Origin of the sequence: Gilliamella sp. B2828 (genome assembly GCF_026537125.1) — a bacterium.
Taxonomy (GTDB): domain Bacteria; phylum Pseudomonadota; class Gammaproteobacteria; order Enterobacterales; family Orbaceae; genus Gilliamella.
Genome location: NZ_JAFNMU010000003.1, coordinates 124,332 through 137,010, shown reverse-complemented (window position 1 = coordinate 137,010; position 12,679 = coordinate 124,332). Strand labels below are relative to the sequence as shown.

Here is a 12,679-nt window from a genome sequence, read left to right as displayed (position 1 = left end):
TATGATGGCGTTTTATGAATCAAGTTAGTATTATTTCAGATCTTATTATTTGGATTGAAAAAAATTTGGAACAGCCATTGTCTATTGATAATGTATCGCAAAAGTCTGGTTATTCAAAGTGGCATTTACAACGAATGTTTAAAGAAGTAACGGGTCAAGTTCTTGGTACGTATATTCGCCATCGTCGCTTAACTTATGCGGCGCTCGCTTTGCGTATGACAAGCAAGCCGATTTTAGACATTGCTATGCAATATCGTTTTGATTCGCAACAAACATTTACTCGATCTTTTAAAAAACAGTTTAATGAAACTCCAGCAAGTTATCGTCGAGGTGAATTTTGGGATCCTGTAGGATTAACACCAGCAATTGATCTTAATAAAAATCAGCTTTCACTACCTGATCCCAAATTTGTTGATATGCCGAAACAGACTTTTTGGGGGATTTCATTTAAGAATAATTGTAATTTAGGGCAATTATTAGACGAAGAAAATAGACTTCGGACGCAGTTTTTTCATAATTATTTATCTCGTTGTACAAATAATAATGAAGATTTGCCTGATAAAATTTATGCGTTTAGTCGTATATTAAAAAGTAAAGATAACACCAATGAGCAAGAATTACTTTATACCATTGCGTTAGATCATAATAATAATCTTGAACATATTGAAGAAGTTGTCAGTGAAGGTGGATTATATTTGTGCTTTAAATATATTGGTTCGCCAGATAATTTTAGTGATTTTATCTCTCAAGTACATTTAGCTGCAATGCCAACCCTAAAAGTACGGTTGCGTAGTTCCAGTTGTTTAATCGAAATTCATCATAATCATCAAAATGATACAGTCTGCTCTGTGAAAGATATTAAAACTATGGAGTGTGATTACTGCGTGCCAGTTGTTACAGAAACTGAAGTTAATATCCAACAAAATTTATAACGATACTTTTTACAAGTATCGCTCATTGTTATTAGCCATGTTTTAGTTATCTGAGCTTAATAGAGTGTTTTCTAACCATTTTTTAAACTCAGGTGTTGCCTCTTTAAGACTATTAGAACCTCGAGTTACTGTTGCAATGCCTATTTTTAGTTGATCTTTTAACTGCCGTTGGTTGATAGAACCGTCAAGCAATGAATGTACAATTTTCATTCTGGTTATCAGGGCATCTCGCTCATCGGCTGTCATTAATAATTTTAATATATCAAGTGAATAACCGTCATTAAAAGCTTGGTGTAATAGCTTAACGGTTTGTTGCCATTCGTTATTTTTCATTATAATCACCATTAATATTGTTTATTAAATTCATGCTGAGTTAAAATTTGTGGATTTTTTTTACCTAAGATCATTTGATAGATATAGTCATAAACTAATACATTTTTCACGTAATTACGCGTTTCAGTAAATGGAATGCTATCAATAAAAGCAACAGCATCAAGTTTTCCACCACTCTCTTTTAACCAGCCTTTGACACGATTAGGTCCTGCATTATAAGCTGCTGAAGATAATATCCGGTTATTATCATTTTGTAGATAAACTGAATTTAAATAGTAGCTACCCAATTGTATGTTGATTTTAGGATCGAACAGCTGTGTTGATGAAACATAAGTAATAGAGCCCATTTTTTTAGCCGTTTCTTTTGCGGTGGCTGGCATCAATTGCATTAATCCTCTGGCTCCAGCTGAAGACTGTACTGTAGTATCAAGCGCACTTTCTTGACGAGAGATAGCTAAAGCATAAGAAAATGGGATAGCTTTATCTTTTAAGGCATTATGATATAAGTCACGGTACATGATAGGTAGGCGTTCGGTCCAATTATTCCATAGTTTGCCTGCAATGGTTGCTTGAATACTTAGATCTCCCCAACCTTTATGTAAAGCATATTGAGCTAATTTCGGGTATTCATTATTATCCATTTGACTATTGAGCATATATCGCCATTCTCGGCTTGATTCTGATAACATACCTAAACTACGTAATTCATTAATTCTTTTGATAAAAGGTTTATTATCAAACTTAGATTTTAATGTTGAAATTTCGGTATGGGTAATTTTTTGTGATTGATTATTAAGAGAGTAATATTGATTCAGTGCTTGTGCACTAATCATACCATAAAAGCCACGTTTCGTTGTGAGTGTTTGTAAAATCCCATTCGCTTCTTTTTTTTGATTATTTTTTAATAACACGCGTGCTTTCCAATATTGCCAATCCTCTTTTAATTGATCTTCTGGTGTTAGTTGTGCTAGCCAATAATCAATATCTTTGTAATTATTTTCATCAATAGCTATACGGATACGTTTTTCAACCAACGATGAATCATGACTTTTGGCAATATAATTGTCTCTCCATTTAATTTGTTCATCAGTAGCAGAATCATTAAAATAAACACTAGCTAAACTTTTTTGCAATAAACTTTGTTCGTTTTCATTTAATTTTTGCTGATTAATTAATTGCGGTAATAAAGTCTCAGCTAATTTCATATCGACTTTGGTTAAACGAGAGAATGATGCTAAAATAATTTTTTTAGTAAAAGAGCTTGCTTTAATATTTTTTGAGAAATCTTCCAATTTTCTTGGATTATCAAATAAGTCTAGTAAATGGCTTTTAGTCGTTGTATAACGTTCATCTAATAAGTTTGCAAGATGTCGAGCTAATTTTAAATTATTTGCTTCGACTGCCAATTCAATACGTAATAATATTAAATTATTTGTTCGTTTACCGATTTTAGTCCAGGCATCAAGTAATGGATCACATGCAGAAGAAAGCTCTTTACCTGTAAGCCAAAGTGATTTCACATCATTGAAAATGAATTTATCATCGTTTTTCTTGAGTAAAGCATATTGGTAGAGACAATTAGAAGGTATCGAATTATCTTTAGGAAATGAAATTATAGAATCCCAATCTTGGCGATTGGTTAATTCTCTTAAATAAGATTGTGTTAGAGAGTTTGTTAAAGGAAAATCCTGATATTTTTTGACAAATTCTCTGACCATATTTGGGGGAACAACTTTTATATTTTTTTGAAAAAATTGCACGGCAGCATAAGGATATAATGGATAATTTTTTAGGGTTGCAAGTAATGTTTTTTGTTCTTGAAAATTTAACGATTGATAGGAGTTAATCCATTTTTGATAATTTTCTCGTAACATTTTTTGAGAATTATTTGCGAAAGTGTTACTCGTAAATACTAAACTTATTATCAATAAGTAACGTAATACCAATTTCATCCTTTAGCTCCCATATGAATTTACCCAACTAGATTAGCATATTTCATTGTGTTTCGTCGATGATGAACTGAGAGGAGACAATTCCCACTAAAATGGTCAACTAAATACTTGACTAAAATAAAAGGATATATACAATAAATATTATAACACATAGGGGGATGATTAATGAAATTGACATCAAAAGGAAGATACGCGGTAACTGCAATGTTGGATGTAGCATTACATTCTGGTTCAGGGCCTGTATCACTTGCCGATATTTCAGAACGTCAAGAAATCTCACTTTCTTATCTTGAACAATTATTTGCGCGGTTACGAAAAAATGGCTTAGTAACCAGTGTTAGAGGCCCAGGTGGGGGGTATGTGTTGGGTCGAGCAATGGATCAAATTGCGATTAGCTCAATTGTAAAAGCCGTTGATGAAACGGTACATGCAACCAAGTGTCACGGTCAAGATGGCTGTCAAGGTGGTGTTAGATGCTTAACCCATACACTATGGAATGATTTAAGCGAGCGAATAGAGGACTTCTTAACCAGCATTACACTTAGCGAGTTAGTCAATAATAATGAAGTAAAAGCCGTAGCTAATCGACAAAGCAATATACAGCACATCAGCATTAATTAAAAAATAAAATACAGAATTTGTAATTGGGAGTAATTAATGAAATTACCTATTTATATGGATTATGCAGCTACAACGCCGGTTGATCCTAGAGTTGCTGAAAAAATGATACAATATTTAACACCAAATGGTATTTTTGGTAATCCAGCATCCCGTTCTCATAAATTTGGTTGGCAAGCCGAAGAAGCGGTGGATATTGCTCGAAATCAAATTGCCGATCTTATTGGTGCTGATTCCCGAGAAATTGTGTTCACTTCAGGAGCAACGGAGGCTGATAACTTAGCGATTAAAGGGGCAGCTCATTTCAATAAAGCTAAAGGTAAACATATTATTACTTGTAAAACCGAACACAAAGCGGTACTTGATACCTGTCGTCAACTTGAACGTGAAGGCTATGAAGTAACTTATTTGGCCCCTGAATCTAATGGAATATTGGATTTAGATAAACTAGCAGCTGCAATGCGCAGTGATACAACCGTTGTATCAATTATGCATGTCAATAATGAAACTGGCGTCATCCAAGATATCGAAAAAATTGGTGAAATGTGTCGTGAAAGAGGTATTGTTTTTCACGTTGATGCAACCCAAAGTGTCGGTAAATTGCCAATTGACCTTACAAAATTGAAAGTTGATTTAATGTCATTTTCAGGTCACAAAATTTACGGTCCTAAAGGTATCGGTGGGCTTTATGTAAGGCGTAAACCTAGAGTACGTATTGAAGCACAAATGCATGGTGGTGGTCATGAGAGGGGTATGCGCTCTGGAACTTTACCTGTGCATCAAATTGTTGGTATGGGAGAAGCATATCGTATTGCTAAAGAAGAAATGGCAACTGAAATGCCGCGTTTATTAGCTTTAAAAAATCGCTTGTGGAATGGCTTGAAAGATATAGAAGAAGTTTATCTTAATGGTTCTTTAGAACACAGCGTTGCTAATATTTTAAACGTAAGCTTTGCTTACATTGAGGGTGAATCATTGATGATGGCTTTAAAAGATTTGGCTGTATCATCAGGTTCAGCTTGTACTTCTGCTAGTTTAGAGCCATCTTATGTGTTACGGGCTCTTGGCCTTAATGATGAACTTGCCCATAGTTCGATACGTTTTTCATTTGGTCGATTTAGTACTGAAGAAGAAGTGGATTATGTGATTAAACTAATCAAAGACTCTATTGGTAAATTAAGAGAATTATCTCCGCTTTGGGAAATGTTTAAAGATGGTGTTGATCTAAGTAAAATCAAATGGTCAGCCCATTAAAAAATAGGAGTAAATTATGGCATACAGCGAAAAAGTAGTTGATCATTATGAAAATCCTCGTAATGTTGGTTCTTTTGATCAAAATGATCCCAACGTTGGCAGTGGCATGGTTGGGGCACCTGCATGTGGTGATGTTATGCGCCTACAAATCAAAGTAAACGATGACGGTATCATTGAAGATGCTAAATTTAAAACTTATGGTTGTGGTAGTGCAATTGCATCAAGTTCTTTAGTTACTGAGTGGATTAAAGGTAAATCTTTGGATGAAGCGCAAGCAATTAAGAATACGGATATTGCTAAAGAGCTTGAGTTACCACCCGTTAAAATTCACTGTTCGCTTTTAGCGGAAGATGCAATTAAAGCGGCAATTGATGACTATAAAACTAAAAAAGGTCAAAGTTAATGGCAATTACACTAACAACGAGTGCGGCTAATCGTGTTCAAGCTTTTCTTGCTAATCGAGGAAAAGGAGTTGGACTGCGATTGGGCGTTAAAACATCAGGTTGTTCCGGTATGGCATACGTTTTAGAATTTGCTGATATTATTAACGATGATGATAGTGTATTTGAAGATAAAAATGTTAAAGTCATTGTTGATAAAAAAAGTTTGGTTTATATTGATGGTACTGAATTGGATTTTGTTAAAGAGGGATTAAACGAAGGTTTTAAATTTAATAATCCCAATTCGCAGAACGAGTGTGGCTGCGGCGAAAGCTTTAATGTGTAATTGAGACAATGAATATGGCTAATTATTTCAAGCTATTTGATTTACCCATTCAGCTACCTGTAGATATGTCGTTATTAACTGCGCATTATCAACAATTACAAAAACAATATCATCCCGATAATTTTGCCAATGCTAGCGATAGCGATAAAATAATGATGGTACAAAAATCAGCAATGATTAATGACGGTTATTATGCATTAAAAAATCCGATTAAAGCTGCTGAACATTTCTTGTCTTTACAAGGTTTTGATGTGGTAACAGAGCAAAATATTATCCATGATGCTGATTTTTTAATGGAACAATTTGCTTTGCGTGAAAAATTAGAAGACATAGAAAGTCAGAATGATTTTGTTATATTAGAAGATTTTCATTCGGAAGTCTTTGCTCGTCAACGTGATGTTTATAAAGAATTATTAGAATATGTGAATAAACAAGATTGGGCAGCTGCTCTTAATCAAATCTTTAAAATCCGCTATTTAACTAGATTGATTGAACAAATCGAAAAGTTACAAGAAAAACAATATGCTTTATAATCTTACTTAAGCATAGATCAATTAGAGACAATTCAAATGGTATTATTACAAATTAGTGAACCGGGACAAACTCCTGAACCTCATCAGCGTCGTTTAGCTGTGGGTATTGATTTAGGTACAACCAATTCACTAGTTGCTACTGTGCGTAGCGGACAAGCCGAAGTGCTGCCAGATTTGGATAATGATTTTTTACTACCGTCAGTAGTTCACTACGGTTTAGGTGTTGATGATAATCTTATTATTACCATTGGTAAGTATGCAAAATCTAATGCTGTGAATGATCCTCAAAATACGGTGAGTTCTGTTAAACGGTTAATGGGTAGAAAGTTATCTGATATTGATACTGCTTATTTTCCTTATAGTTTTTCACAAACTGATAATGGTGTTCCGTTATTGAATTTGCCTAATAATCAAGTTAACCCAATACAAGTATCCGCCGAAATTTTGAATGCCTTAGCTCAACGTGCAAAACAGAGTTTAGGAGGCGAGATGGATGGTGTTGTAATTACAGTGCCAGCCTATTTTGATGACGCGCAACGGCAAGCGACTAAAGATGCTGCTAAATTAGCTGGACTGCATGTTTTAAGATTATTGAATGAACCAACCGCTGCTGCTATCGCTTATGGTTTAGATTCTGGCAAAGAAGGCGTTATTGCAGTTTATGATTTAGGTGGTGGTACGTTTGATATTTCTATTTTGCGTCTACATAAAGGTGTGTTTGAGGTTTTAGCAACGGGGGGGGATTCAGCGCTTGGTGGTGATGATTTTGACCGATTGCTTGCTGATTATTTGAAAAATAAATTAGGTTTAGCAAATAATACTGATCCTTATATAAACCAAAAAATTATTGATGAAACAGTTAAAATAAAAATAGAATTAAGTCAGCAAAACTCCGCTTTAGCCAATATAGAAGGTCGAACCTTAACTATAACGCGTAAACAATTTCAAAACTTAATTGAACCTTTAATTAAACGAACTTTAGTGGTTTGTCGTCGTGCATTAAGAGATGCTGAAATCAATATTGATGAAGTGGTTGAAGTTGTCATGGTTGGTGGATCAACTCGCGTCCCTTTAGTCCGACAATTAGTAGGTGATTTTTTTAGAAACGAGCCTTTAACTTCAATTGATCCTGATAAAGTTGTTGCCATTGGTGCGGCAATACAGGCTGATATTCTGATTGGTAATAAGCCCGATTCAGATATGTTATTGCTCGATGTTATTCCTTTGTCTTTAGGAATAGAAACGATGGGGGAATTAGTGGAAAAAATCATCCCACGTAATAGCACAATACCATGTGCCAGAGCTCAAGAATTTACCACATTCAAAGATGGTCAAACAGCCATGATGATTCATGTGTTACAAGGTGAGCGTGAAAGTGTTGCAGATTGCCGATCGTTGGCTCGATTTACGCTAAGAGGTATTCCCCCAATGCCTGCTGGCGGAGCACATATTCGTGTCACTTTCCAAGTGGATGCGGATGGTTTATTAAATGTTACAGCAATGGAAAAATCAACAGGTGTTGAAGCCGCAATTCAAGTTAAGCCCTCTTATGGTCTAACTGATAATGAAATTGCTAATATGATCCAAGATTCAATCAATCATGCGCAGCAAGATAAACAAGTAAGAATACTTGTCGAACAAAAGGTTGAAGCAGCACGAGTACTTGAAAGTTTACAAAGCGCCTTAGATAAAGATGCGGATCTATTAAATGAGCAACAGCTTAATCAGATTTTAATCGCTAAACATCAATTACAAGCAGTAAGTGAATTAGATGATAGTGATGCTATCAAAAAGCATATTAAAATTGTTGATAATGTGACTCAAGAGTTTGCTGCTAAACGTATGAATAGATCAATTCGTCAAGCCTTAACTGGCCATAAAGTTGATGATATTTAACAAACGAGATTATTATGCCCAAAATTACATTTTTACCTAATGCTGATCTTTGTCCTGAAGGCAAAACAGTTGAAGCTGAAGAAGGTGAATCTATTTTAGAAGTTGCACTTCGTAATGATATTGAAATTGAACATGCATGTGAAATGTCTTGTGCTTGTTCAACATGCCATTGTATTGTCCGCAAAGGTTTTGATTCACTCGAAGAAAGTGATGAGCAAGAGGATGACATGCTTGATAAAGCTTGGGGAGTAGAGCCTCATAGTCGATTAAGTTGTCAAGCGCGAGTTGCTGATGAAGATCTTGAAGTTGAAATTCCAAGATACAGTTTAAATCACGCTAAAGAAGATCATTAAAGAGACCGCCATGATGGCGGTTTTATTTACCATAATTTGTTTTAATTGCTGTAAAGCGTTTTTCTTCCTTATTATCATAATTATTGTCACATTTTTATTGATACCTTATTCGCTTTCGAATCTCATAAAATTAAAGATTGATTATCACAAATTCACATTTTAAAACCTAATCGTTTAGAAACTGAAATTTTAATTGGTATGAAAATTTATTCCAATCAAAATATTTTTAAATTTGTTGACAAGTTTCATCAGTAGGGCGTGAAACGTATCTCTATTACTGTTAGTACTGATGGAGTTTACTATATTGAAATAAATGGCGGGAAGGTTGGTCTGTATTTATGAATAATTTATTTTTAAAAATGATGTGTTGTGATTAAATTCATTTTCAAGCGTCAAAAACCTATAATTATACTTGTTATTTAAAAATGTTGTTCGTTAAATAATTATCTGTATGCTTTATTAATTACTCCTTGCATTCGTTTATAATTTACGTATAATTGACGCACTTTGTTTGTTGATTTTCCAACAGCAAATGCGTATAAAAATATAATTAATATGTAATATATTGAATTATATTAACAATACTCCCGATTTGGGGGTTACGAAAAGAACGGATTACACTCTCCTGTCAATCGAAACAGGGTGAGAGGAGTAATCTTTTGTTATAACTTTTAAATAATGGAGCTCTGGTCTCATGTCGAACCAAAGAATCCGTATCCGGTTAAAAGCGTTTGATCATCGTTTGATTGATCAATCAACTGCTGAAATTGTAGAAACTGCGAAGCGCACTGGTGCGCAAGTTCGTGGTCCTATTCCATTACCGACACGCAAAGAGCGTTTCACTGTATTGATTTCTCCGCACGTAAATAAAGATGCGCGTGATCAATATGAGATTCGTACTCATAAACGTCTAGTTGATATTGTTGAGCCAACTGAAAAAACAGTTGATGCTTTAATGCGTCTAGATCTTGCTGCCGGTGTTGATGTGCAGATCAGTTTAGGTTAATCCTAAGCTGAATGATTGAGAGGTCGAAACAATGATTGGTTTAATCGGTCGTAAAGTAGGAATGACACGAATCTTCACTGAAGAAGGTGTTTCTATTCCTGTCACCGTAGTAGAAGTTCAAAGCAACCGCGTTACTCAAGTTAAAACGCTTGAGAATGATGGTTATCAAGCTATTCAGGTTACTACTGGCAGCAAAAAAGCAAGCCGCGTAAATAAACCTGAAGCAGGTCATTTCGCTAAGGCTGGCGTTGAAGCTGGTCGTGGTCTATGGGAGTTCCGTTTTGAAGAAGGCGAATTTACTGTAGGTCAAAATATTAACGTTGATATTTTCACTGACGTTAAAAAAGTTGATGTTACTGGAACATCTAAAGGTAAAGGTTATGCAGGTGTAACTAAACGCTGGAATTTCCGTACTCAAGATGCAACTCATGGTAACTCTTTGGCACACCGTGGTCATGGCTCTATCGGTCAAAACCAAACTCCAGGTAAAGTGTTCAAAGGTCGTAAAATGGCAGGTCACTTAGGTAATGAGCGTGTAACTGTTCAAAACTTAGATATCGTGCGCGTTGATGCAGAACGTAACCTTTTATTAATAAAAGGTGCTGTTCCAGGCGCAATTAATAGTGACGTAATTGTTAAACCGGCAATCAAGGCTTAACGTCGAGGAGATAGAGATGGAATTAGTAGTAAAAGACGCGCAAGCGCTTTCTGTTTCCGAAACTACCTTCGGACGTGAGTTTAATGAAGCGTTAGTTCATCAAGTAGTTGTTGCTTATGCATCTGCTGCTCGTCAAGGCTCACGCGCACAAAAAACTCGTGCAGAAATCGCTGGTTCAGGTAAAAAACCATGGCGTCAAAAAGGCACAGGTCGTGCTCGTTCAGGTTCTATTAAGAGCCCTATTTGGCGTAGCGGTGGTGTGACATTTGCAGCAAAACCACAAGATCATAGCCAAAAAGTTAACCGTAAAATGTATCGTGGTGCATTAAAGAGTATTTTCTCTGAATTAGTGCGTCAAGAACGTTTAGTTGTGGTTGAAACATTCACTGTTGAAGCACCTAAGACTAAATTATTAACTCAGAAATTAAATGATATGAACCTTAATGATGTTCTTATTATTACTTCTGATGTTGATGAAAATCTTTTCTTAGCAGCACGTAACTTACATAAAGTTGATGTGCGTGATGTGGCAGGTATTGATCCAGTTAGTTTGATTGCATTTGACAAAGTGGTTATCACTGTTGATGCTGTTAAACAAGTAGAGGAGATGTTAGCATGATTCGTGAAGAGCGTCTGCTTAAAGTCCTGCGAGCACCACATATTTCTGAAAAAGCATCTATTTCAATGGAAAAAACGAATACATTAGTATTGAAAGTTACTAAAGATGCTACTAAGAGAGAGATTAAAGCCGCAGTTGAACAACTATTTGAAGTTAAAGTAGATGGCGTTAATACACTTGTTGTTAAAGGCAAAGTTAAACGTCGTGGTCAACAAATCGGTCGCCGTAGCGACTGGAAAAAAGCTTACGTTACTTTAGCAGAAGGTCAAAATTTAGACCTTGCTGGCGTCGCTGAGTAATTCGGAGGAGTAAGAACAATGGCAGTTGTTAAGTGTAAACCTACATCTCCGGGTCGTCGCCACGTTGTTAAAGTGGTTAACCCAGAGTTGCATAAAGGTAAGCCTTATGCACCGTTGCTTGATTCAAAAAGCAAAACTGGTGGTCGCAATAATAATGGTCGTATCACTACCCGTCATATCGGCGGTGGTCATAAACAACATTATCGTATTGTTGACTTTAAGCGTAATAAAGATGGTATTCCAGCAGTTGTTGAACGTTTGGAATATGATCCAAATCGCAGTGCAAATATTGCATTGGTTTTATATAAAGACGGTGAACGTCGTTATATTTTAGCGCCTAAAGGCTTAAAAGCAGGTGATCAGATCCAATCTGGTGTTGATGCATCAATTAAAACAGGTAACTGTTTACCGATGCGTAATATTCCAGTCGGTTCTACCGTGCATAATATTGAAATGAAACCAGGTAAAGGCGGACAACTTGCTCGCTCAGCTGGTAGTTATGTTCAAATCGTTGCTCGTGATGGTGCTTATGTAACATTACGTCTACGTTCAGGTGAAATGCGTAAAGTGTTATCTGATTGCCGCGCCACTATTGGTGAAGTGGGTAATTCAGAACATATGCTTCGTGTATTAGGTAAAGCAGGTGCTTCGCGTTGGCGTGGTATTCGTCCTACTGTTCGTGGTACAGCAATGAACCCGGTAGACCATCCACATGGTGGTGGTGAAGGTCGTAACTTTGGTAAACATCCTGTGTCTCCATGGGGTCAAAAAGCCAAAGGATTGAAAACGCGTAGCAACAAACGTACTGATAAGTATATTGTTCGCCGTCGCAATAAGAAATAATTAATATAGAGGATTAGCTATGCCACGTTCTCTCAAGAAGGGTCCTTTTATTGACCTACACTTGCTGAAGAAGGTAGAGAAAGCGGTGGAAAGCGGGGACAAGAAACCAATTCGTACTTGGTCCCGTCGTTCAACGATCTTTCCTAATATGATCGGTTTGACCATCGCTGTCCATAATGGTCGTCAGCACGTTCCTGTTTATGTTTCCGACGAAATGGTTGGTCATAAATTGGGTGAATTCGCGCCGACTCGTACTTATCGCGGCCACGCGGCTGATAAGAAAGCTAAGAAGAAATAAGTAGGAGAAAGAGATGGAAACAATTGCAAAGTATCGCCACGCTCGTTCTTCTGCGCAAAAAGTTCGCTTAGTTGCAGATCTTATTCGCGGTAAGAATGTGTCTCAGGCACTTGATATTTTAACGTACACCAATAAAAAAGCGGCTGTACTGGTTAAAAAAGTATTAGAGTCTGCTATTGCTAATGCAGAGCATAACGATGGTGCTGATATTGATGATCTAAAAGTTGCGAAAATTTTCGTAGATGAAGGCCCAACCATGAAGCGTATTATGCCTCGTGCGAAAGGTCGTGCAGATCGAATTTTGAAGCGTACGAGTCACATCACCGTGATCGTCTCAGATCGCTAGGCTGGAGAATAGC

Annotated in this window: 17 protein-coding genes; 15 read left to right on the top strand and 2 right to left on the bottom strand. The window is 36.3% G+C overall.

Going from position 1 to position 12,679, the window contains the following annotated elements; genetic code table 11:
• The first annotated feature begins 14 nt into the window (after positions 1-14).
• On the top strand, positions 15-932 hold the full coding sequence (gene robA / locus J3U19_RS04170; protein ID WP_267340261.1) for an MDR efflux pump AcrAB transcriptional activator RobA: 918 nt from the start codon (positions 15-17) through the stop codon (positions 930-932).
• A 42-nt stretch (positions 933-974) separates the two neighbouring features.
• On the opposite strand, the gene trpR is transcribed toward robA, so the two are convergent.
• On the bottom strand, positions 975-1,265 hold the full coding sequence (gene trpR / locus J3U19_RS04165; protein WP_267340262.1) for a trp operon repressor: 291 nt from the start codon (positions 1,263-1,265) through the stop codon (positions 975-977).
• An 11-nt stretch (positions 1,266-1,276) separates the two neighbouring features.
• Positions 1,277-3,217 carry a murein transglycosylase gene (sltY, locus tag J3U19_RS04160; protein WP_267345491.1) on the bottom strand — a complete coding sequence of 647 codons (1,941 nt, stop codon included), beginning with the start codon at positions 3,215-3,217 and terminating at the stop codon, positions 1,277-1,279.
• Between the two features lie 165 nt (positions 3,218-3,382).
• On the opposite strand from sltY, the gene iscR reads away from it, so the two are divergent.
• From iscR to rplV, 14 genes are all read left to right on the top strand, one after another.
• Positions 3,383-3,838, top strand: coding sequence for a Fe-S cluster assembly transcriptional regulator IscR (gene iscR / locus J3U19_RS04155; RefSeq protein ID WP_267340266.1), 456 nt, complete (start codon positions 3,383-3,385; stop codon positions 3,836-3,838).
• A gap of 36 nt (positions 3,839-3,874) precedes the next feature.
• Positions 3,875-5,089 (top strand): IscS subfamily cysteine desulfurase, encoded by a 1,215-nt coding sequence (locus J3U19_RS04150; RefSeq protein WP_267340267.1) that lies wholly within the window; start codon positions 3,875-3,877, stop codon positions 5,087-5,089.
• Positions 5,090-5,105: 16 nt separating this feature from the next.
• On the top strand, positions 5,106-5,492 hold the full coding sequence (gene iscU / locus J3U19_RS04145) for a Fe-S cluster assembly scaffold IscU (RefSeq protein ID WP_025314376.1): 387 nt from the start codon (positions 5,106-5,108) through the stop codon (positions 5,490-5,492).
• Positions 5,492-5,815 (top strand): iron-sulfur cluster assembly protein IscA, encoded by a 324-nt coding sequence (gene iscA, locus J3U19_RS04140; protein ID WP_267340268.1) that lies wholly within the window; start codon positions 5,492-5,494, stop codon positions 5,813-5,815. Before iscU ends, iscA begins: the two co-directional genes overlap by 1 nt.
• A gap of 14 nt (positions 5,816-5,829) precedes the next feature.
• Positions 5,830-6,348 (top strand): Fe-S protein assembly co-chaperone HscB, encoded by a 519-nt coding sequence (gene hscB / locus J3U19_RS04135; RefSeq protein WP_267345490.1) that lies wholly within the window; start codon positions 5,830-5,832, stop codon positions 6,346-6,348.
• Between the two features lie 36 nt (positions 6,349-6,384).
• A complete protein-coding gene (hscA, locus tag J3U19_RS04130) occupies positions 6,385-8,244 on the top strand; it encodes a Fe-S protein assembly chaperone HscA (RefSeq protein ID WP_267345489.1) in 1,860 nt (619 codons plus the stop codon).
• Positions 8,245-8,258: 14 nt separating this feature from the next.
• A complete protein-coding gene (gene fdx / locus J3U19_RS04125; protein ID WP_034884110.1) occupies positions 8,259-8,597 on the top strand; it encodes an ISC system 2Fe-2S type ferredoxin in 339 nt (112 codons plus the stop codon).
• A gap of 694 nt (positions 8,598-9,291) precedes the next feature.
• Positions 9,292-9,603 carry a 30S ribosomal protein S10 gene (gene rpsJ, locus J3U19_RS04120; protein WP_006120582.1) on the top strand — a complete coding sequence of 104 codons (312 nt, stop codon included), beginning with the start codon at positions 9,292-9,294 and terminating at the stop codon, positions 9,601-9,603.
• A gap of 31 nt (positions 9,604-9,634) precedes the next feature.
• Positions 9,635-10,261: a 50S ribosomal protein L3 gene (rplC, locus tag J3U19_RS04115; RefSeq protein WP_267340271.1), complete on the top strand. Its 627-nt coding sequence runs from the start codon at positions 9,635-9,637 to the stop codon at positions 10,259-10,261.
• Positions 10,262-10,277: 16 nt separating this feature from the next.
• The gene (gene rplD, locus J3U19_RS04110; protein WP_025314384.1) at positions 10,278-10,880 is read left to right on the top strand and encodes a 50S ribosomal protein L4; all 603 of its coding nucleotides are present in this window, start codon (positions 10,278-10,280) and stop codon (positions 10,878-10,880) included.
• Entirely contained in the window at positions 10,877-11,179 is a 303-nt protein-coding gene (rplW, locus tag J3U19_RS04105) for a 50S ribosomal protein L23 (RefSeq protein ID WP_267340272.1), read from the top strand. The genes rplD and rplW overlap by 4 nt, the downstream gene beginning before the upstream one ends.
• 18 nt (positions 11,180-11,197) lie before the next feature.
• On the top strand, positions 11,198-12,022 hold the full coding sequence (gene rplB, locus J3U19_RS04100) for a 50S ribosomal protein L2 (protein WP_160401459.1): 825 nt from the start codon (positions 11,198-11,200) through the stop codon (positions 12,020-12,022).
• A gap of 19 nt (positions 12,023-12,041) precedes the next feature.
• Entirely contained in the window at positions 12,042-12,320 is a 279-nt protein-coding gene (rpsS, locus tag J3U19_RS04095) for a 30S ribosomal protein S19 (protein ID WP_024496505.1), read from the top strand.
• Between the two features lie 13 nt (positions 12,321-12,333).
• On the top strand, positions 12,334-12,666 hold the full coding sequence (rplV, locus tag J3U19_RS04090; protein ID WP_025314387.1) for a 50S ribosomal protein L22: 333 nt from the start codon (positions 12,334-12,336) through the stop codon (positions 12,664-12,666).
• Positions 12,667-12,679 lie beyond the last annotated feature (13 nt).